This is a genomic window from Flavobacterium movens (genome assembly GCF_039581425.1).
In the GTDB taxonomy this organism is placed as follows: domain Bacteria; phylum Bacteroidota; class Bacteroidia; order Flavobacteriales; family Flavobacteriaceae; genus Flavobacterium; species Flavobacterium luteolum.
Genome location: NZ_JBCPXY010000002.1, coordinates 305565 through 328898 on the forward strand (window position 1 = coordinate 305565; position 23334 = coordinate 328898).

Genomic DNA, 23334 nt, shown 5'->3' on the forward strand with positions numbered 1-23334 from the left:
ATTTTTTTGCTTATTAACCAATTTATAACCAAATATTAAAAACTATGAAAAATGTATTACTCTATTTTTGTTTGTGTTTAATGTGTTTCTACACTATAAATACAAAAGGGCAAAGCGGTAAGGTTTTAAACCTTGATGGCACTTCGGCTTACATGACAGTGACAGATCATCCAGATTTAGACTTTGGTTCGGGTCAAAATAAAACCGTAACCTGTTGGATAAAAACCACAACGAATACTGGAACTCCAAGAATTTTTGCCAAAAGAAATGGCACGTCTGGAAATGGCTATGAGTTTTGGACAGGAAACGGAACCAATGCCGGAAAATTTGCCATGAATGCAAGCGGAACAGGAACTCCAGCAAATATTAGTACTGCAGGATATTCTGCTAATTCAATTGCTGACGGAACCTGGCATCATATTGCTTTGGTTATTGATGCTTCGAGTAATCGAACGATTTATGGTTATCTAGATGGTGTTTTGGTCAATACAGGAAAAGCATTTACTTCAGTCACATCAGATTTTTCTAATGCCGTAAACTTTGTAATTGGTGCAACTTCCGATGCTTCCAACAGTTTCAAATGGGCAGGACAAATCGATAATGTCCGAATTTGGAACAAAGCCATGACCGCAACGGAATTACAGGCAGATATGATCGCAGTTGTAAATGCTCCCGCAACAGATCTTTTGGCCGCGTGGAATTTTGAAAACGTAACGGGAACTTCAGTTCCAGATGTTTCAGGAAATAACCATCCAGGAACTCTGGTTGGAACATTTACATTTTCAAATGCTTTTCCGATGGTTTTAAATTTAGATGGTGTAAATGATTATATGCTGGTTTCAAATCATAGCGATTTTAACTTAGCAGCGGGACAAAATTTAACCATAACCTGTAAAATCAAAACTTCAGATTTTGGAAAACGCATTATAAGCAAACGCCCAAATGGTTCGGGAATTGGATATGAATTTATTAATAACACTTCGGGAGGAGGAGGACAATTTGGAGTAAACCTGACCACAAGTGCGGGAGCGGCAGGACCTCCATACGGAACTTCGAATATTGCAAATAATGTATGGCATCATTTGGCAATGGTTGTAGATGTTGCTACAACAAGTTGTAAAATTTATGTGGACGGAGTCTTACAGCAAACCAAAACATCCACAAATATTGGAGGAACTAATACGGTTTCCAATACTGGGGATTTGTTTTTTGGAACTCTAAGCAATTTTGCCTCATATATGAATGCACAAATCGACGATATTCGTTTTTGGAGTAAAGCCATGACTGCAGCCGAAGTTGTAACAGATAAAACAGCCGTAATTACAGGATCAGAAACTAGTTTACTCGCAGCCTGGGATTTTGAAAATATAAGTGGCACAATAGTACCAGACATTACAGGAAATAATCATCCTGGGACTTTAATGAATGGAGCATCAGTAATTGCACAGACAAACGAAATGCAGATTAATTCTATTTCATTAATACAAACTGAATTGCCAACAGGTTTAGGTGATACAGATCAGCGAATTATAGCGGTAAAAGCTTCTGTTTCAGGCAATTTAAATCCATTGACTGTAAGTGCTTTAAAGTTTACGATGACAGGGACGACTAATATTTCAGATGTAACCAATATCAAAATATATTCAAGTGGCAGTACATCGATTTTCAATCCGACAACGGCGACTTTGTTTGCGACAGTTTCTCCGTCAAGCGGAAATCTTACAGCTAATGGCTCAAAAGCATTAGTTTCTGGAGATAATTATTTTTGGATTATTTATGATGTTTCGGCTAGCGCAACAGAAGGAAATTTATTAGATGCAACCTGCGAATCGATTGTGGCAAATGCTGTAACGTATACTACAACAATAAATACAGTATCAGGAAATAGAGTGATTTTGCTAGCCAATACACTTTTGTTTACTCCTGGCGATGCAGGTTCTGCAAGTTATCGTATTCCAGCAATCATCACTGCTGCCGATGGTTCGCTGGTAACGGTAACAGACAAAAGATGGAATGGAGCAGGCGATTTAGCAGCCAAAATAGATCCAGTTGTCCGCAGAAGTACAGATAACGGAAAAACTTGGTCGTCGCCACTAACAATTGCCAATTTTGGAGCGGCAACAGGAGCAGGCGATGCGGCATTAGTTTTAGACAAAACAACGGGCGAATTATTATGTTTGGTTTCTGCTGAAAAAGGTTTTTTTGCTTCGACAAATGCAGCACCGGCAAAAGTTTTGGTTATTCATAGTACCGATAACGGAGTAACTTGGGGAACGCCTGTAGATATTACCAGTCAGATTTACGGACCAAACCCAAATTGGAAAGGATTATTTGTGGCTTCAGGAAGAGCACATCAATTGCGTGACGGAAAAATTGTTGCTGCAATTGCCGTTAGAGAAAATGTTTCAGGAGTCGAGCATATTAATAATTATATGATCACGAGTGCCGATCACGGCGTTACTTGGACAGCTTCTACAGGAAGAGCAGAATTGGATGGTGATGAAGCCAAAGTGGTAGAGTTAAATAACGGAAATATTATGATGAGTATCCGAAATTCAGGAACACGCCGTTTTAATATTTCAACTGACAAAGGCGTGAGTTGGGGAACAGCTTATAATCAAACGAGTATTACAGACCCAAATTGCGATGGCGATTTTATACGTTATACTTCTACACTTGATGGTTATGATAAAAATCGATTATTGCATTCTATTCCGTTTGCCAGCAGCCGTAAAAATGTGAGTGTGCAAATGAGTACTGATGAAGGAACAACTTGGGGAACACCAAAAACTATTTTTGCAGGAGCATCGGCTTATTCGAGCTTAACAATTTTGCCAGACGGAACAATTGGTATTTATTATGAAAATGGAGAAAGTTCAACCTATCAAATGTATTTTGTGCGTTTTAGTTTAAACTGGCTGACAAATGGAACTGATACTTTTTTGCCTCCATCAAATTTATCAGCGAAAAAAGTAGGAGAAGCTGCAATTGAAAATCAGAATTTTGGAATTGAAATAAGTCCAAATCCAGTTAGTGATTTGGTAAAAATTAAATTTAATAATGCAGACGGAATTGCAAACATTAAATTATTTGATTTATCTGGAAAATTAATCCGATCTACCTCTGTAAATTTGAACGAAAAAGAAATTTCATTTTCATTAGCAGATCAGCCGCAGGGCATTTATCTCTTAAATGTAAATGATGCAAAGACTTCAATTAGCAGTAAAATTATAAAGAAATAAATTAAAACATGAAACAAGCGATTGTAAATGCTGTTGTGCATACAGGCGATGAAATAATTGAAAATGGAGTGGTAATTATTGAAAACGGAAAAGTTATTTCGGTGCAAAAAGAAATCCCAAATGATTTGGAAAAAATTGATTTGGGAGGAAATCATCTTTCGGCAGGATTTATAGATATTCAGATCAATGGAGGAGAAAGACTGTATTTCAGTCAGACTCCAAACGAAGAAACGATTCAGGATATTTATGACGCCAGTTTAAAATATGGCACAACGCATGTTTTACCTTGTTTGATATCTTCTTCAAAAGAAACCATTTTAGAAGGAATTGAAGCAGTTCGGGCTTACATGAAAAAGCACAATAATGGCGTTATCGGAATGCATTTAGAAGGACCATTTTTAAATCCGTTACGACGCGGCGCGCACAGCATTGATCAGGTTAGAAAACCGACTGATGAAGAATTGGATGAAATTATCGAAAAAGGAAAAGATGTCATCAAAGTAATTACAATCGCTCCAGAATGTTTTACAGAACAGCAATTAAATAAGCTGATTGAAAGTGGCATTACCATTTCAATCGGGCATTCGACTATTTCGCACAAAGAAGCACAACCTTACTTTGCAAAAGGAATAAATCTCGTAACACATTTGTTTAATGCCATGACACAGTTTGGACATCGTGAGCCAGGTTTGGTTGGAGCCGTTTTTGAAAACGATGAAGTTTATGCCCCAGTTATTCTAGACGGCGCACATTGTGATTATGCCGCGGCAAGAGTGGCATATAAATTAAAAAAAGATAAATTCTTTCTAATAAGCGATGCAACGTTTTTAGGCCGAAAAGTAGCCAATTTTAAGTGGGATAATTTTGATGCGCATTTAGAAAATGGCTTTTATAGAAATGAAGATGGCAATCTGGCGGGAGCAACAATTTCAATGGCAGAAGCAGTACAAAATGCTTATAACCATCTGCAAGTTTCTGCAGATGAAGCAATAAAAATGGCTTCTACAAGAGTAGCTTCTGCTATTGGTATGCAAGATAGAGTTGGAAAAATTAAATCTGGATTTCCTGCCAGTTTTGTCAAATTCAATGCTGATTTAAGCGAAATAGAAACACTTAATTTCTCTTAAACAGACTCATTTATTTTACAATGATTAAAGAAAAAAAGCTTCCAATTTTAAGTCAGTTAAAAGAATGGAAAGTAATTTTTATTGGAATTATTTTCGCTTTTTTGTGGGCGTCTGCCTCGACAGCCACAAAAATCGGATTCCATTTTGCACAGCCTTTTGTGATTTCCATTTTTAGATTTTTAATTGCAGGAAGCATCATGCTTGTAATTTCACATGTTATAATGGCAAAACGACTGCCTCAAAAAAAAGAGTGGATTCAAATCAGTATTTATGGTTTGCTGAACATTACTTTTTATTTGGGGCTGTATGTTATTGCTATGCAAAAAGTATCCGCAGGTTTAGGGAGTTTAGCAGTAGCAACTAATCCGGTTTTTATTGTTTTGATTTCTGCAGTTTGGTTATCTCATAAAATCAATTTTAAAAGTGTAATCAGTTTAGTGCTTTGTTTTGCGGGTGTTTTTTTTGCGGCCTATCCCTTATTACAAAGCAGCTTTGCAACTCCCGGCGGAATACTCATTTTAATTGTCAGCATGATTGCTTACTCATTAGGAACTATATATTACTCAAAACAAGAATGGAACGGATTACACATTCTAACCATTAACGGCTGGCAGACCATAATTGGAGCTCTATTTCTGCTTCCAGCTTTAGGATTGACTTACGAATCGGATAAAAACACTTTTAATGCCGATTTTTGGTTTTCGACAGCATGGTTAGAAATTGCTGTCTCTATTGGAGCCATTCAGTTTTGGCTGTATCTTTTAAAGATAGATCCAGTAAAAGCTTCGTATTGGCTTTTCCTATGTCCTATATTCGGATTTTTAATCGCCTATTTTGTTGTCAATGAACCTTTGACTTTATATACTTTAGTCGGTGTTATCTTCGTTATATTAGGATTGTATATCAATCTTTATTCAAAAAAACAGAAGATAAAAAGATAACATAAGATGTTTGAAAATCAAAGTATTAAGTAATTTAAAAGTATAGTGTAAGTATACAAAATTTACAATTAGTAAACTTATAGTTCATATTTTTCTTGCAATACACTTGTTTTTAAAAATCATATTTATAGTTTTGCACCATATTTTTAACCCCAAACCTACTGACATACTGATGAGAAAAAACACTCACTTTTTTGTATTTGCCCTATTGGCAAGTATTATTTTTGGTTGTAGTGACGATGGAGATTCGTACAAACCAAATTATCTGCCAAGCATAGACGCTACAGCTTTACCAGCAGAAAATAAGCCAATGACCATGTTTGAAGATGGTGAAAGTCCTTCAAAAATGTACGATAAAACAGACCGATGGTTTCGAGTAAACGAACCGCTTCAGGTTATCCAAAAAGGAAAAGATTCTGTACAGATTTCGTTGTATTCTCCAGTCGGACTTACAAATGTGAAAATCTATGCGAAACTGCCAAATTATGATAAAAAATTTGTGCTTTACACTTTTTCTAAAATACCAGCTTTTCATCGTTCGTTTCATAAACTTCCTTTAACAGAAAAAGCAAACGATTATTTATTAGAAACTGGAAATACAGTAACGATCGAGAAAATTGAAGGATTTTCTTCTGGAGCAATTCAATTTTCAGTAGAATCGGATGATCCTTTATTTCTAAAATTCAAAAAAATAAAATCAAATCATTTGGTTCAGTTTCACGATGGATACCACATTAATGAAATGGGTAAATTTCTTCCTATGAATCCAGCTTTGGCAAAAGAAGCCATTACCATGATTATTAATTATTCTTATGCCTTGAGTCATCCGTTGTATTACAGCACATTCACCAATTTTGATAAATACAAACAAGAACAAGCCGCTGCAGCTGGAACAGGCATAAACGGTGCGTTAAACTGGCACGGAAATGCAGAAGATAAAGACGGTGTTTATGATTATTATTCTAAAGAAGAAATCGAAAAAATATACTGGAATTATTTAGATAAAAGAACCGTTTGGATGGCAATGGTTGGAGGAGATTCTGCTTGGGGCGGAGGAAATCTAGCATCGCAATGGGAATCGGGTTACGTAACGGGACATTGGGTTGGAGAAATGTCGGTTTGGTCGCACGAATATTCGCATCACATCGGTTTTAGCCACAGCAGTAATTTAGCAAATAGCGGTGAAGGTGGTGGCCAACAGGAAATGCTGACAGATTTCTATAAATATTTAATTTATCTGAATGATCTTCCTTTTACAGATCCAGACGTTTTGAAAACGTATGAGAAAACAAATTACGTAAGCGGAAATTATAAAAAACCAGTGTTTAAAATCAATCCGAAAAACCCATTTTTAGTCAAATACAAAGGCGAAGGAAAATGGAATTAAAATATAAAACAACGATGAAAAATATTTTGCCTCTGATATTTGCTCTTTGCTTTTTTACCAATTGCAGTAAAGACGACAATGAGACCAAAGATTATAGTTATTATTACCCAACAGATGAAGCTTCGATTACAGCGGAAAACATTCCAGGGAGTGCTGAAGCATTTGATCCGAAAGGAATCGCAGTTGCAAACGAAAAACTATACGTTATCAACGGAAATGTTTTAGAAGTATTTAATGCTCTGACATTAGCCCACATTAAAACAATTAAAGAATATACAAAAGGAACAACGACAATTCCGCTTACAAGTCTTACTTCGGTTTCGGTTGACAACGGACGTATTTATGTTGGAAGTACAGAATCTAGATTATTTGTTTTTGATGAAACTACAAATGCTGGAATCAGTACGGTAGGAAACGGACAATGGTGGCAGACTTTTGTGCACGTTTTTGGCGTTGTAGTAAAAGACGGATTGATATTCGTAAAAGAAAAAGAAAAAAGCATTAAAGTATTTGAAACTTCTCAGATTACCGAGACAAGCAATTGGAATTTAGAGCCAATCGCTAAATTAAACACCTTAAATGGCTACACGGAAGTATATTCTATGGATGTGTATGGCGGAAATCTTGTGGTTGCAGGAAGAGATGCAAAAAGTTATCTGTACTATGATATCGCAAACATTAAAGCAAATGCTAAGAATTCGCTAACAACTCCTATTGAACCAGATAAAGTGCAGTTTGTAGACATAAAACCAATTGCAGTTTCTTTTAGTAAAGAATGGGCGGTAACTACAGAAAATGAAGGAAGCACATCTTATTTAAGATTGTATCCAAAAGAAGAATTTATCAGAAAAAATTATAAAGCGGTTTTGAATGCTTCAGATATTTTTGGCGAGAATAAGTTCGGAACTATTGTAGGAACTGCACAGCTTGATGATCGTATTTTCTTATCAGATAATACCAATAAGAAAATTAGAGTGGTAAAACTGAACAAATCGGCAATTGCAGAACAGAACAATTAAGTTCTAAATGCCAATATTTTAAAATCCAAATTCCAAGCTAAATTGGAATTTGGATTTTTTTATTTAAAATAACCTACTACATTGATAGGGTATTAAAAGTTTTAACAATTTATAGCTAAAAATTAAAAATAACTGTTTAAATTTGCACTCGCTATGAAGAAAGATAACCAGAAAATGAATAATTATTATCGTTACAGCATGATGTGCTGTGCTATTGTAATGGTATTTATTGATCTGGCTTAATATATAAAATGATAAAATTTATTTCAAGAAAGCCTTTCAACTAATTAATGGAAGGCTTTTTTGTTTTTAAACTGTAAAGAATGATTGAATTAAAAAATGTAACCAAAACTTTTCATCAGAAAGACAGAATTGTCGCTGCTTTGTCTGATGTCTCTTTAAAGGTTCCTGAAGGGAAAATTTTTGGTGTAATTGGAACTTCCGGAGCAGGAAAAAGTACGCTGATTCGCTGCGTGAATTTGTTGGAAAGGCCAACTTCTGGCGAAATTATCGTTGACGGAAAAGCTTTAATGCAGTTATCAAACGCAGAACTGGCGATTGAAAGAAGACAAATCGGAATGATTTTTCAGCATTTTAATCTGCTTTCTTCAAGAACGGTTTTTGAAAATGTGGCTTTTCCTTTAGAATTGGCTGGAACTTCAAAAAGCGAAATCAAAACTCGTGTTTTAGAATTATTGCAATTGGTTGGATTGGCAGAAAAAGCCAACGATTATCCAGCAAGTCTTTCAGGAGGGCAGAAGCAGCGTGTTGCTATTGCAAGAACTTTAGCCAATAATCCGAAAGTTTTATTGTGCGATGAAGCAACAAGTGCGCTAGATCCTGCAACAACTAGATCGATTTTAAATTTACTGAAAGACATTAATAAACGTCTTAATATTACCGTTTTACTAATTACGCACCAAATGGAAGTTGTAAAATCTATTTGTGATGAAGTTGCAGTGATCAGTCACGGAAAATTAATCGAGCAGGGAAGTGTTGGAGAAATTTTCGCCGACCCGAAACATGAATTGACAAGGGAATTTATTTCTTCTTCTCTTCATATCGAAGTTCCGTCTGTGTATCAAGATAAATTGCAAAAAGAAGATAACGGAAATCTGAATCCGTTATTAAAATTAGAAATGACAGGAAAGTCGGTTAACGAGCCTGTTATCTCAGAAGTTTCAAGACTTTTTGATACCGATTTTAAAATCGTTAGCGCACAAATGGATCAGGCAGGCGAAGTGAATTTTGGCGTAATGCTGATTGAACTTTCAGGAAAACGCGAAAATTACGATGCTGCTATTCAATATTTTAATTCAAAACACATTAAAACAGAAATAATAGGTTATGTCTGATTCTCTTATAGATTTATTGTTAAAAGGAACATGGGAAACCATTGTTATGACTTTTGTATCGGGCTTTTTCGGTTTTTTGCTAGGACTTCCAACAGGAATTTTATTGTTCTTAACGCGTAAAAATCAAATTCTGGAACAGCCAGTTTTAAACAGAACATTATCGGTAGTGGTGAATATTTTTCGTTCTATACCATTCATTATTTTAATCGTTTGGATGATTCCGTTTACACGTGCCATTGTCGGAACTTCAATTGGTGTGAGTGCCGCTTTGGTTCCGTTGAGCATTGGTGCGGCGCCATTTATTGCTCGATTGGTAGAAAATAGTTTATTAAGTCTTCCGTCAGGATTAATCGAAGCAGCAAGAGCTTTGGGAGCAACTCCTTTGCAAATTGTGTACAAAGTATTATTGCCAGAAGCTTTGCCTTCTTTAATTAATGCAGCTTCAATTACTTTAATCACTCTTGTTGGATATTCTGCAATGGGCGGAGCTGTTGGAGCAGGCGGTTTAGGACAAGTTGGATATCAGTACGGATATATTGGTTATGATGCCGTAACAATGAATTCAGTTTTGGCTTTATTGGTCATTTTGGTATTCGTAATTCAGTTTGCGGGAGATAGATTATCAAAGCGATTTGATCATAGATAAAATTTTAGTCGAAAGTCGAAAGTCGAAAGTCAAAAGTGAAATGTTAGAAGTTTAAAATTTAAGAAATATACAATTATCATGAAAAGAAATATTTTAAAAATAGCTGGAGTTTTGGCTTTGGCGCTTGTTTTATCAAACTGCGGAAAAAGTAAAAACAACGATCCTCATTTTATAAAAGTAGGGGTAGCTTCGGGACCTGAATTGAAAGTGGCAGAAGCGGCTAAAAAAGTAGCAAAAGAAAAATACGGATTGGAAGTAGAATTAGTTTCTTTCAACGATTATGTAATTCCAAACGAAGCTTTGAGTCAGGGTGATATCGATGCAAATGCTTTTCAGCATAAACCGTATTTAGACGAACAATCAAAACAGCGCGGTTACAAATTGGCTATTATCGGAAAAACATTTGTGTATCCGATTGCAGCTTATTCTAAAAAAATAAAAAGCCTTTCTGAATTGAAAAACGAAAGCACGATTATTATTCCAAATGATCCAACAAACGGAGGACGTTCGTTATTGCTTTTACAGAAAAACGGATTATTGAAATTGAAAGATGGCGTTGGTTTATTGCCAAAGGTAACTGACATTGTGAGCAATCCTAAAAATTTAAAAATATTAGAACTAGAAGCGCCTCAATTGCCTCGTGCATTAGACGACGAAAATGTTTCTATTGCGATCATCAACAATACTTTTGCTTCTGCAGCAGGATTGGTTCCTTCTCGTGATGCTTTGTTTGTTGAAGATAAAGAATCGCCTTATGTGAATTTGGTAGTAAGCCGTGAAGACAATAAAAATGAAGAAAAAGTAAAACAGTTTTTACAAGCTTTTCAATCTCCAGAAGTAGAAAAAGCAGCCGAACAAGAATTTAAAGGTGGCGCAGTTAAAGGCTGGTAAAAGAATGTGAGATGTAAAATGTGAGATCTGAAATGTTATTAATTAAGACATTTTACATCTCACATTTTACATTTTACATTTTACAATTCACAATTATATAAAACAATCTGTTGATTTTGTAAGGCTTACCTTTTTTAGATGAACTAAATTGGAGTTCAATTTTTAAAACAAATGTCATGAGAGCGATTTGGACAGGTTCGGTAAGTTTTGGGTTGATTAATATTCCAATAAAAATGTTTTCGGCAGTGCAGGAAAGCAGTCTAGATATGGATATGCTGGATGCAAAAGATCATGCTAATATCAAATTTAAACGGGTTAATGAAAATACGGGCAAAGAAGTAGATTACGCCAATATCGTAAAAGGATATAATCTGGAAGGCAAATATATTATTCTGGAAGATTCTGATTTTGAAGCCGCGGATGCCATTAAAACCAAAACAATTGATATTGAAAGTTTTGCTTTCGAAAAAGAAATCCAAAGTATTTATTACGAACAGCCGTATTATTTGGAGCCCGACAAAGGCGCAATGAATGCTTACGGATTGCTTCGTGATGCGCTTGAGGCTTCAGGGAAAGTGGGTGTTACTAGATTTGTTTTAAGAAACAAAGAAAGTCTGGCAATTTTAAAACCGTATAAAAATGTTATTGTTTTAAACCGAATCCGATTCGAACAGGAAATTAGAAGCACGAGTGAATTAAAGCTTCCGCCAATGTCTAAAAAATCGACAAAAGAAATGGACATGGCCGAAAAACTAATCGATCAGCTGACAGAGAAGTTTGATATTTCTGGGTTTAAAGACGAATATACTGCCAAACTTTTGGATATCATTAAAAAGAAAGCAAAAGGAAAACCACAGAAAGCGACTCCAAAATTAAAAGTCGTACACAAACAAAGCGACGATTTAATGGAAATGCTGAAAGCCAGTCTCGAAAATAAAAAGAAAAAATCGTCTTAACTGTTTTGGTTATTTTCCAGTTTGTGAATAATCTTTTTAATATTAGCCCCTTTAGATAAAACAGGTTTCCACAGATCGCCTTTTTTCTCAAAACGACTTAATACATTTTTGATCGTAAATTGCGAAGGATGCAGTTTGTCATTCACTTCACCCCATTCCAAAGGCGTAGAAACTGTAGCGCCAGGTTTTGGACGAACAGAATAAGGTGCCGCCAAAGTTTGTCCGCGTCGGTTTTGCAAAAAATCAATGTACAATTTATTATTTCTCTTTTTAATGCTTCGATCTACTGTAGTACTATCAGGAAGTCTGGAATGCACTTCTTTGGCAATCAATTCGCCTAGAATTTTTATAGAATCATAATCGTATTGTGCTCCAAGCGGAATGTAAATATGAAGCCCAGAAGCTCCAGAAGTTTTGCAGAGGCATTCGGTTTCTAATTCGTCTAAAACTTCTTTTACAACCAAAGCAGTTTGCACAACTTGCGTGAAATCATCTTTTGCAGGATCTAAATCAATTACGAGCCAATCTGGATTCTGAATATGTTTGATGGTCGAGTTCCACGGATTCATTTCAATACAGCCTAAATTGGCCATATACAGCAATGTTTCTTTATTATTGCAGATTAGATAATCAATGTCGGCATTGTTGGATTCTGAGAAGATTTTTTTGGTTTTAAGCCATTTCGGAATTTTATCGACATCAACATCTTTTTGATAAAAACTTGGAGAATCAATTCCGTTCGGGAAACGGTTCATCGACTCTGGACGATCTTTTAAATAGGGCAGAATCAGTTCTGAAACTTCATTATAATATTGCACAATATCGCCTTTTGTAATCTTATCTTTTGGAAAATAAATTTTATTCTGATTAGTGAGATGTAAAGTCGTTTTACCAATTTTTAGATCGTAATCATTTTCGGCCTTGTGTTTATTTAAATGTCCCATTTCAATTAAATTAGAATCTTTATTACTATTGTTATTTCCATTCTCATTGCCATTAAAATTAACTTCCGCAGCATTTTTATCAATCCTTAATCCAAGAAAAACAGGATGTCTTAAATGTTGATCTTGGGTCCACTCCGAAAATTTCACCTGACAGACGACTTTTGGTTTTACCCATTGAATTAGGTCGCGCAAAGGAACTTTTTCATCAAGCGGCGATTTTTCAATAAAATGCGGTTTTAGTTTAGTGTATAATTCTTTAAGGATTGCTTCTGTAAAACCCGTTCCGCATTTGCCAATATAATGCAGCTTTTTGCCATCATATTGACCAAGTAAAAGAGCTCCAAAATACTTTCTCGAATTTTTAGGTTCTGTGATTCCAATAATAATTGCTTCTTCTTCATTGGCGGTTTTTATTTTAAGCCAGTTGGAACTTCTTCTATTTACGGTATAAGTGCTATCAGATTTTTTGGCAATGATTCCTTCTGTTTTGTTTTTAACCGCTTTTTCAAATTGTTGTATTCCGTCGCCAACGGTATGTTCAGAATAAAAAACATTTGAAAAAGAATATTTATTGAAGAGAATTTTCAGCAGTTCTTTTCGTTCCAGAAGTGATAATTCGGTAATCAGATTTCCATCCAAATTCAATAAATCAAAAACATAATATTTAAGATTTCCGATTGCGGTTTTCATGTAATTTTGAAGCAGTTGAAAATCGGTTTTGCTAGAATTATTTTCAATCACAATTTCGCCATCCAAAACAACTGTATGATCTATTTGTTTTAATTCGTCTGCAATGGGCTTAAAACTTGCATTAAAAGAAATTTTATTTCTACTGAATAAATCGACTTGCTGCGCATTAATGACAGCAATGGTTCTATAGCCGTCATATTTATTTTCGAAAACCCATTCATCATCATTAAAAGGTTCTTCACGTACGCTGGCAAGCATTGGCTTTATAAATTCAGCTATTTCAACTTTCGGACTAGACTTTTTTTTTACAGCTTTTTTCTCGACTGTTTTTTCTTCTGTTTTTGAAGCCAGTTTTTCAGATTTGTCTATCAGCTGTTCCAAAGTTCTTTTAGAAATAATCGATTTGTTTTTTTCTAAAATGTCTTCACTAGAAGCATATTTATCATTTTTTTTGATTAAAAGCCAGGCATTTTCTTGTTTGCCGTGAAGTTTAACCAACGAAAATTCGCCTTTTAGTTTTTTGCCTTTTAAAACAAAACTCAAACGTCCTTTTTCTAAATCGCTTAATAATTGTTTTTCGTCAGAAGCTGTTTTTTCATCAGAAGTATAGGTTCCGTTATCCCACACAATTACATTTCCTGCGCCATAATTTCCTTCTGGAATTGTGCCTTCAAAATCCTTGTAACTGTACGGATGATCTTCAACCATCATGGCGAGACGTTTTATTTCAGGATCCATTGACGGACCTTTTGGCACTGCCCAGCTTTTTAAAACGCCATCCATTTCTAACCTAAAATCATAATGAAGATGAGATGCGGCATGCTTCTGCACTACAAAAATCAATTCGTTAGCCGATTTTTCAACTTTTCCTTTAGGTTCACGGGTTTGTTTAAAATCTCTTTTTTGATGGTATTTAGACAGTGACATAAGCTTTCAAAAGAATTAAAAGGGTTAATGAAAGAGAGTAAAGTGCCGTTGCAGTGACAGCAAAAATAATATGGGCAAAGAACAGCTGAATATAATAACCTTTAAAATCAATTGGGGGTTGATGATTGGTCATTTTAAATATGATAATCCAGCTGAATATGCCAATTACACCACTGATAACTCCTAGTAGGAGAGCATTGAGTGGAGAAACTGGTACTATGTTCTTTACCCATACTATTTGATATCCCATAACAAATAGAAAACCTATAACGTAATGTATCAGCCATCCCCAAGTTTTCTGAGATTTTTCAGAAAGGCTGATGTTTGTTTTCTTTAGAGCAAAACTCAATAAAACAGGTTCTTTATACAATTCTTGAAAGTTTTTAGACATCACATAACTAAACCAAGTCATGGCCGATGTCGCTCCAATGGAAACTAAAATTAATTGTATAATAATATAAATCATAAAGCTCTTTTTTTGAACTAAAACTCTATTTCAAAGTTACTTTTAAAATGACTTTTTCTGTTATAATATTAAAAAATGGAATTATATAATTATAAGTAAAGTACTGATTATCAATTTGTGTTTTAGTTAAAATATTATAATCCTGAAATTTAATTGTATAATTTTTGAGCTAAAAAGCAGTATAACTTTGTTAACCTATTTTTGAGAAACCCCTCATGAGAAACCCTCAATTGAAATAGTAGTTCATTGAATGATAAACTGTAAAATCAACAGAAAATGAAAAATTCGAAAAAAACAAATCAAGACAATTCTGAAGGAAAACAGAATGATTTAGAATATAACAAATCAAATGCTGAAAATGAATTTTTAACCACCAACCAAGGCGTTAAAATAAATGATAACAACAATTCTTTAAAGTCTGGAGAAAGAGGTCCTTCTCTTTTAGAAGATTTCATATTACGAGAAAAAATCACCCATTTTGATCATGAACGAATTCCAGAGCGTATTGTTCATGCACGAGGTTCGGGAGCTCATGGTTATTTTGAATTGTACAAAACCATGGGGAAATATACCAAAGCAGGCTTTTTAAACAATACTAGTATTAAAACACCCGTTTTTGTTCGATTTTCGACTGTTGCCGGTTCTAGAGGATCTACCGATTTAGCTCGAGATGTTCGAGGTTTTGCAGTCAAATTCTATACTCAGGAAGGCGTTTTTGATTTGGTTGGAAATAATATGCCTGTATTTTTTATTCAGGATGCCATGAAATTTCCAGACTTAATTCATGCCGTTAAAGCAGAACCACATAACGAAATTCCACAAGCAGCTTCAGCGCATGACACTTTTTGGGATTTTATTTCATTAATGCCAGAATCCATGCACATGATAATGTGGGTTATGAGCGATAGAGCGATTCCGAGAAGTTTAAGAATGATGGAAGGTTTTGGAGTTCATACTTTTAGACTTGTTAATGATAAAAATGAATCTCATTTTGTAAAATTTCATTGGAAACCAAAATTAGGAACACATGCAGTTGCTTGGGATGAAGCGCAGAAAATATCAGGAAAAAATTCAGATTTTCATAAGCAGGATTTATGGGAAGCCATAGAAGCAGGAAATTTTCCAGAATGGGAATTGGGCGTGCAGATAATTCCTGAAAGCGACGAACATAAATTTGATTTCGATTTGCTTGATCCAACGAAATTAGTTCCCGAAGAATTGGTTCCAGTAACCATTATAGGTAAAATGGTTTTGAATAAAAATCCAGATAACTTTTTTGCAGAAACTGAACAGGTGGCTTTTCACCCAGGACACATTGTTCCTGGTATTGATTTTTCAAATGATCCTTTATTACAAGGAAGATTATTTTCGTATACCGATACGCAATTATCAAGATTAGGAAGCCCGAATTTTCATGAAATTCCAATTAACAGAACCATTGCTCCAATGCACAACAATCAGCGTGATGGGCACATGCGGCAGGAAATTGCTAAAGGCAAAGTGAGCTATCATCCCAATTCTTTAGGTGGCGGATGCCCATTTCAAGCCAAAATGGATCAGGGCGGATTTGTAAGTTTTAATGAACGCGTAGATGCTCATAAAGTTAGAGCAAGAAGTAATAGTTTTTCGGATCATTTTAGTCAAGCAGCGCTTTTTTACAACAGCCAAACGCCTATAGAACAAGATCATATTGCCAGTGCTTTGTCTTTTGAATTGGGAAAAGTGGAAACGGTTTCGATTAGAGAAAGAATGCTCGGACTTTTAAATCAGGTAAGTACTGATTTAGCGGCAATGGTTGCTAAAAATTTAGGAATTCCCGTTCCAAAAAATATCGAAAAACCAATTAATCATGGAGTAGGAGCAGATGATGAAGGAAATCAAGAACCGTCAAAAGTAAAACCGAACGTAGGAAGTTCAGACGCTTTAAGTATGCTTAAAAATCTAACCATTTCGAATACGATTGCAACGAGACAAATTGCTTTTTTGTGTGCTGATGGCGTAAGTGCAGATTCAATAAAAGTTATGAAAACAGCCTTGCAAAATGCAGGAGCAAAAGCCGTTATTATAGCGCCACATTTAGGGACAATTGTTTCTCAAGAGGGGACAGAAATTCCTGTAGAGCAAACTTATAAAATTGCGGCGTCAGTACTTTTTGATGGTGTCTTTATTCCAAGTGGAAAAGGAATTGCAGATCTTTCAAAATTAAAAGAAGTAAAAGAGTTTTTAAACGATTCGTACCATCACTGTAAATTTATTGCAGCTGAAGCTGAAGGAGTACAAGTCTTAAAAAACAACAGTGATATAAAAGCAAAAGATCCTGGAGTTTTGACAAGCGAAAATGGCGCAGACAAATTACTAGCTACTTCATTTATAAAAGCTTTGGGAAGACATCGTTTTTGGGAAAGAGAAAAAAGTCTTTGATAAAAATAAAAAAACCATTCTTTACGGAATGGTTTTTTTATGAAAAATTGTTTCGTTCAATTAATAATATTTTCAAGACATTCGCCCAAAATAGAAACTGCTTTTTCCATTTCTTCCTTTTCCAAATGCCCAAATCCTAAGCGTGTCGCTGTGAGGTTTTTGGTTTGATATAAAATGATCTTTGGCAGAAATAAACCCTGTTTAGAACATTCTTTTTGAAACTGAATCAGATTAAAATGATCCAGCCATTCAACCCAAATAGCCAATCCTCTTGGCGGAATTTTAAACTTGATTTTGCCTTTTAGTTTTTCATTAAGAATCGAAACAAAATAATCGCGACGTTCTTTGTAGATTTTTTTATTTTTCTTTGAAAGACGATGCACTTCGCCTTCGGTAATCCATTCGGTAAGAACTTGTTCCTTTATGACATCAATTCTAGGTTCAAGAATGTTTTGATGCTTTTCGAGTTCTTTAATAAATTCCGCTGGTGCGGCGACAAAACCGTAACTGAATCCTGATGGTAATGATTTTCCGAAAGAACCAATATAAACCACTTTCTGATTGGAATCGAAAGCAGCTAAAGGGAGAACAGGATTATTATCATAATGAAATTCAAAATCGTAATCGTCTTCCAAAATCACAAAGCCGTATTGATTGGCCAAATCCAAAACTTCTATTCTTTTTTTAGCGCTAAGCGAAATAGTGGTTGGATAATGATAATTGGATGTTAAATACAAAACCCTGATTTTGTTTGTTTCACAAATTTCTTTTAAACGTTTCGTATCAATTCCATCTTCATTTACCGGAATAGAAATAATTTGAGCGCCAGTATTTGTCAATGTCATATTCGACATATAATATCCCGGCGAGGCTACGATGACTTTATCGCCTGGAGTAATAAGCACTTTTGTAACCAGATACAAAGCGATTTCGTGACTGCTTGCCGTAAGAAGATTTGAAGTTGAAATGCGAATGCCTCGGGTAAGATTCAGATAATTAGAAAAATGAGTTTTAAAATTCGAATGTGAACGCAATTCTATCTGTTCGTAGGTTTTAGATGTTTTTCTTCTTTTTAATTTTGAAACATATAATCTAGCCAAAACATCGGTTTGTACCAATCGTAAATCGGGCATTCCGTCATTAAATTGATACGGCAAATTGCTAATTTCAATCGGACTTTCAAGAATAGTAGATCGCTGAAAACTAAAGCCAGTATTGTCTGGAGTGGTATTTTGTTCTTTCGAAAAAGCAAATTCAGCTTTGTTTTTTTGTTTTTGCTGTGATAAAATAAAAGTTCCTTTGTTCGGAAGTGTTTCAATCCAGCCTTGTGATTCTAAATCCTGAAAGGCTTTGATTAAAGTGTTTCGGTTAACAGAAAGTACTTTACATAAAATTCTAGTGCCAGGAAGTTTAGTACCTTCGGGAAGAAACCCCGTTTGTATGGCTTTGATAAATTCAAAAACAAGCTGCAGATAAATAGCAGTGCTTTCTTCGGGTTTAAGCTGAATAAAGCTTTTAAAAGGAATTTCAACCGGACTATCCATAATTTATAAACTGACACTTTTGTTGGTACGGCAAGATACTGCTTTTCTTAGAATTTTTAGAAAAAAAGAAAAATGATCTTTACATAAGTGTTAGAACGATGACCAAATCAAACTATTAAGTCCGGCTGAAATTATTTAATTCATTCCGTAGGAATGTCTCATTGGTAGAATTAAAAATTTGTATTGCGGTTATACGTTCCGTAGGAACGTTTGGTTGGTAAAACAGAACGCTGTTATATAAAATCAGGTGTTCCTCTGGAACACAATGCAAAATGACATATTCTTTTTCTACCGACCAGATATTCCTACGGAATATTAAATTGTAACTCGTTGTGGTAATTTATTATAATCTTAATTACACTTTAAAAATCAGTTTCTTTTTGTAGAAAATCCATAAAATGAACGACCAGAAAACAGCATAAGACAAAGCATAAGCAAGTGACGCATTTAATGGGTTCTCAAAACAAGGAACAATTCCATGATTATAAATATACGCTTGAAGTCCAATTTCTTCTCCAGCTTTTTCGGGATCGGCTACTTTTATGCCACTTAAAACTCTCGGAATTATTCCAGAAAAGAAAAATACGATCATCGGGTTCACGCCCCAGATCAGGAATAATTTCGTCCATTTTTTATGTCCTTTAATGTCAATTATATAATACAAAATCGTTAAACACAGCGTTGCAATTCCAGCTGTATATAAAACATAAGAACTTGTCCAAAGTGATTTGTTAATAGGGAAGAAGATGTTCCAAATTAAACCTCCAATTACTAAAGCAGTTCCTGCAATGGCGGTCTTTTTTACGATTTCCATTTTATCAACAGATAAATTTAGTAGCTGACCAATGTACATTCCTAAAATTCCAGTTCCAATGGCTGGCAAAGTGCTTAAGATTCCTTCTGGATCCCAAGTTTTAGATGAAGCCCATAAATGTCCGTTTAGAAGTGTATCGTCTATCCAAGCGGCAAGGTTGGTTCCTTTGTCGAAATTGGCAGGACCAAATCCAGGAACGGGAACAAAAGCCATTACAAGCCAATATCCAATTAAAAGCGTTGCTAAAACTAAAAGCTGTGTTTTTAAATTAGTCTTTAAATACAAAATAGAAGTAAAAAAATACACAATTGCAATTCGTTGTAAAACGCCAGGGATTCTGGTGTCTTCAAAATGCTCCAAACCACTAAATGATAATGAGATGAGAATTAGAAATACTCCAACGGCAAGAATGGTTTTGACTTTCATTGAAAAGTTTCCTAAAAGGGCATAAGCAACCGCAAAAGCAATTACCAATCTTAGTCCTAATAACGGAATTCCTTCTAAACCAAATAAATGGATTCTGCTGAAAACACTTAAAAATAATCCTAAACAGAAGATTCGCAAAGAACGAACTAAAATTTTATTGAAAACACTTCCGTCAAAATGTTTTACGGGCATTGCAAACGGAATTGCAGTTCCCATTATAAAAACAAAAAACGGAAAAACTAAGTCAGTAGGCGTACAGCCATGCCATTCAGCATGTTCTAAAGGCGGGTAAATAGATGACCAGCTTCCCGGATTATTGACAATCGTCATTAAGAGAATGGTAAATCCTCTAAAGACATCGAGTGAGGTTAAACGTTCTTTTGTCATTGGGTTTGATATTTTAGATGGTTAGATTTTTTTTAAAGAAGAAAGAAGCAAGAGGAAAGATTTTTTATGCTCTTTGGGTTTGGAATTTGGAATTTAAAATTTGGAATTTATTTTATTATTGCATCTTGAATGATCTGTTGGATTTCTTCTCTGATTTTTCCTTTGGCTAATTTATTTTCGTCATTTACTACTTCTGGATACGTTCTGTTGGATAGAAATACATACACAATTTCGGTTTCTGGATCTGCCCAAGCCATGTTGCCTGTAAAACCTGTGTGGCCAAAACTGGCTTCAGAAACACAGTCGCAAGTTGGTCCGCCTTTGTGTACTCTTTTATCAAATCCTAAACCTCTCAAAATGTTTTGATTTTTGTAATAGCAAGTATTAAAAGCATCAAAAGTTTGTGGAGAAAAATATTGAATTCCGCCATAATTTCCTTTTTGAAGATAAAGCTGCATCATTTTGGCAACATCCATCGCATTAGAAAAAATTCCTGCATGACCTGCAACTCCGCCTTCCATTGCGGCCGCCATATCGTGTACATAACCCTGAATAACCTGATGTCTGAAATAGTTATCAATTTCAGTTGGAGCAATATTGCTTTTGTCGAATTTATCTAACGGATTGTAAAGCGTATTAGTCATTCCTAAAGTGCTGTAGAAATTTTCTTGACTCAGCTTTTCTAATTTTTTCTGTGTTTTTCTTTCTAAATATTCTTTTAAAATGATAAAAGTAAAATCGCTGTATTTGTATTCTTTTTTTAGAGCTACAGGACTTTTAGCAATAATTTTCATAATCGTATCATGATAATCATTTCGAATGTAAAGATTGTCTGCAACTTTTGTTGTAAAACCAGTTTCAGCTACTTTACGATAATATTTTTCAGAAGGTTGGTTGTTGCTGTCTAAAGTTGCTTTGTAAAACGGAATCCATGCCTGAAGTCCTGCGTAATGATTTAACAGATCTTTGAAAGTGATATTTTCTTTGTTTGTTTTAGCAAAGAATGGAAGCATGTCTTTCAGTTTGGTATCCAGCTCTACTTTATTTTTATCGTACAATTGCATCACATTTGGCAATGTCGAAATCATTTTTGAAATTGAAGCTACATCGTATAAATCAGAATCGGTTACTTTTTTTCCGTTATCATAAGTTTGCGCTCCATACGATTTCTGAAAAATAACATTTCCTTTTCTGGCCACTAAAACCTGCATTCCTGGTGCCATTTTACCATCAATTGCTTTTTGTGCCACAGCATCGATTTTGGACAGAATTGCCGGATTCATATTTACATTTTCTGGAGCTGTAAAAGCCAGACGATTTAGTTTTTCGGTAGTCAAACCATCATTTACATGGAAAGAATCATTTATAGAAACAGGCAATTTTCCTTTGGCTTCAATGGCACCAAAAAGCAATCCTGCCGAAACAACCTGACTAATATCTGAGTTTTGATAGGAAACTACCAATCCTTCAATATCATCAAAATTATTAATAGACAATAGTGAATAAGGCTTTGCAAAAATGTCTAGAATTACTTTATTGTGTTTTGCAATTTCTTTTAGCCAAAGCATTTCTTGTAAGGTGAATTCTTGTTTTTCCCAAGCTTTATTTACTTTATGATAACTGATAATAACCTTGTCAAATTTTTTCAATTCTTTATTCAGACTGTCAAGATTGGTGTCTTTGACTTCTGTAATATTGGTATATTTTTTTAAGGTCGAAACGAAAGCGCTATTGGTGTCTTCCCCCAATTTTATATAGGCGATTTTTTCGCTTAAATCTTTTATCGGAAGAATTTCTTTTTCGTTTTTTAAAACTGTAATCGCATTTTCATACAGTTTATAATGTAAAGCATCATTTTGCGACGGATTCAAATCATTGTACAAATTATTTAAATCAATCGGTTTGTATTTATTTAATCCTGCTTTGTATTTAAAATGAAGAATTTTTTTAACCGAATGAGCCAATCGTTCTTCCTTAATTACTTGCGTATTGTAAGCCTCTTCCAATTTCTGAAAAGCAACGGGTACATTTTCTGGACAAAGCAAAATATCGTTTCCTGCTAAAATAACAGCGATTTCTAGATCTCCAGGACCTTTAAAATTAGCTGCACCTTTCATCGCCAAACCGTCTGTAAAAATTAAGCCATTAAAACGTAACTCTTTTTGAAGCAGATTGGTCACCACATTATAGGATGCAGAAGAAGGACAATTCGGCTGTGATTCTAAGCTTGGAATATTAAGATGCGCTACCATTACAGAAGCTAAACCTTCGTCGAATAATTTTTTGTATGGATATAGTTCGACTAATTCCATACGTTCTTTAGAGAAATTAACGGTCGGTAAAGCATGATGCGAATCGGTTGAAGTATCGCCGTGTCCAGGAAAGTGTTTTCCGGTGCAGAAAACGCCATTTCCTTGTATTCCTTTCATTAAAGCAAGTGCTTTTTCGGTTACATTAACTTTATCTTCACCAAAAGAACGGTTTCCGATAATTGGATTTTTCGGATTGGTGTTAATATCCAAAACTGGTGCAAAATTGAAATGAACGCCGATTCGTTTGTTTTCGGCTGCCATATTTCTTCCCACATTTTCAATTAAACTTAAATCTTGAATAGCGCCCAAAGTCATGTTCCAAGGATAACGGTAAGTTGAATCTAATCGCATGGCTAATCCCCATTCAGCATCGATTCCGATCATCAAAGGCACTTTTGCTTTTGACTGATATAAGTTGGTTAATTTTGCTTGACGAACTGGCCCGCCTTGAAAGAAAATAACGTTTCCTATTTTATAATCTTCAATCAGTTTACTAATCTGATTAACGTGTACAGAATCTTTGTTTGAATAGGCAGAAACCATAAACAATTGTCCGATTTTTTCCTGTACAGTCATTTTATTGTAAATGCTGTCAACCCAAGCCGTTTCTTGATCAGAATCTTTAAAGAAAGTTTTTTTGTTTGAAGTATTTTTTTGTACGTAAACAACAGTGTCTTTTAAAGGAATATCCTTTTTATCATCTGCTGCACCATTATTTTTTTTGGATGCGCAATTGGTAATTAAAAATATAAAAGCGGCGTATAAACTGATTTTTATAAATGGATTTTTCATATCATTTTTTTAAGAATCAATTTGAGTTTAATGTATTTAAATTCAAA

General features: G+C 34.8%; 15 protein-coding genes. 10 read left to right on the forward strand and 5 right to left on the reverse strand.

The features are described 5' to 3' along the window. Positions 1-44 precede the first annotated feature (44 nt). The 9 genes from AAYQ05_RS04810 (at position 45) to ku (ending at position 11564) form a co-directional block, all read left to right on the forward strand. On the forward strand, positions 45-3242 hold the full coding sequence (locus AAYQ05_RS04810) for a LamG-like jellyroll fold domain-containing protein (RefSeq protein WP_343541505.1): 3198 nt from the start codon (positions 45-47) through the stop codon (positions 3240-3242). An 8-nt stretch (positions 3243-3250) separates the two neighbouring features. After that, complete coding sequence (nagA, locus tag AAYQ05_RS04815) at positions 3251-4369, forward strand: N-acetylglucosamine-6-phosphate deacetylase (protein ID WP_343541507.1); 1119 nt, start codon at positions 3251-3253, stop codon at positions 4367-4369. 20 nt (positions 4370-4389) lie between these two features. Continuing rightward, positions 4390-5310 (forward strand): DMT family transporter, encoded by a 921-nt coding sequence (locus AAYQ05_RS04820; protein WP_343541508.1) that lies wholly within the window; start codon positions 4390-4392, stop codon positions 5308-5310. 172 nt (positions 5311-5482) lie between these two features. Continuing rightward, the gene (locus AAYQ05_RS04825) at positions 5483-6697 is read left to right on the forward strand and encodes a hypothetical protein (protein ID WP_343541509.1); all 1215 of its coding nucleotides are present in this window, start codon (positions 5483-5485) and stop codon (positions 6695-6697) included. A 14-nt stretch (positions 6698-6711) separates the two neighbouring features. Further along, positions 6712-7716: an NHL repeat-containing protein gene (locus tag AAYQ05_RS04830; protein WP_343541511.1), complete on the forward strand. Its 1005-nt coding sequence runs from the start codon at positions 6712-6714 to the stop codon at positions 7714-7716. Between the two features lie 323 nt (positions 7717-8039). Further along, on the forward strand, positions 8040-9071 hold the full coding sequence (gene metN / locus AAYQ05_RS04835; protein ID WP_111375784.1) for a methionine ABC transporter ATP-binding protein MetN: 1032 nt from the start codon (positions 8040-8042) through the stop codon (positions 9069-9071). Beyond that, the gene (locus AAYQ05_RS04840) at positions 9064-9717 is read left to right on the forward strand and encodes a methionine ABC transporter permease MetI (protein WP_202003265.1); all 654 of its coding nucleotides are present in this window, start codon (positions 9064-9066) and stop codon (positions 9715-9717) included. Before metN ends, AAYQ05_RS04840 begins: the two co-directional genes overlap by 8 nt. Before the next feature lie 78 nt (positions 9718-9795). Next, positions 9796-10608, forward strand: coding sequence for a methionine ABC transporter substrate-binding lipoprotein MetQ (metQ, locus tag AAYQ05_RS04845; RefSeq protein ID WP_111426486.1), 813 nt, complete (start codon positions 9796-9798; stop codon positions 10606-10608). A 176-nt stretch (positions 10609-10784) separates the two neighbouring features. After that, positions 10785-11564, forward strand: coding sequence for a non-homologous end joining protein Ku (gene ku, locus AAYQ05_RS04850; protein WP_343541519.1), 780 nt, complete (start codon positions 10785-10787; stop codon positions 11562-11564). On the opposite strand, the gene ligD is transcribed toward ku, so the two are convergent. After that, positions 11561-14125: a DNA ligase D gene (gene ligD, locus AAYQ05_RS04855; protein WP_343541520.1), complete on the reverse strand. Its 2565-nt coding sequence runs from the start codon at positions 14123-14125 to the stop codon at positions 11561-11563. The genes ku and ligD overlap by 4 nt on opposite strands. Next, positions 14112-14591, reverse strand: a complete 480-nt coding sequence (locus AAYQ05_RS04860; protein WP_343541522.1) for a hypothetical protein — start codon at positions 14589-14591, stop codon at positions 14112-14114. The genes ligD and AAYQ05_RS04860 overlap by 14 nt, the downstream gene beginning before the upstream one ends. 276 nt (positions 14592-14867) lie before the next feature. Here AAYQ05_RS04860 and AAYQ05_RS04865 point away from each other — a divergent pair, with 276 nt between their 5' ends. Continuing rightward, the gene (locus tag AAYQ05_RS04865) at positions 14868-17012 is read left to right on the forward strand and encodes a catalase (RefSeq protein WP_343541523.1); all 2145 of its coding nucleotides are present in this window, start codon (positions 14868-14870) and stop codon (positions 17010-17012) included. 56 nt (positions 17013-17068) lie between these two features. Here the strand turns inward: AAYQ05_RS04865 and AAYQ05_RS04870 are convergent, their stop codons facing one another. The 3 genes from AAYQ05_RS04870 to AAYQ05_RS04880 all read right to left on the reverse strand — a co-directional run bounded on the left by AAYQ05_RS04870 (position 17069) and on the right by AAYQ05_RS04880 (position 23287). Continuing rightward, entirely contained in the window at positions 17069-18556 is a 1488-nt protein-coding gene (locus AAYQ05_RS04870; protein ID WP_343541525.1) for an aminotransferase-like domain-containing protein, read from the reverse strand. 355 nt (positions 18557-18911) lie between these two features. Then, on the reverse strand, positions 18912-20183 hold the full coding sequence (locus AAYQ05_RS04875) for an acyltransferase family protein (RefSeq protein ID WP_343541526.1): 1272 nt from the start codon (positions 20181-20183) through the stop codon (positions 18912-18914). Positions 20184-20290: 107 nt separating this feature from the next. Continuing rightward, positions 20291-23287, reverse strand: coding sequence for a serine hydrolase domain-containing protein (locus AAYQ05_RS04880; protein ID WP_343541527.1), 2997 nt, complete (start codon positions 23285-23287; stop codon positions 20291-20293). Positions 23288-23334 lie beyond the last annotated feature (47 nt).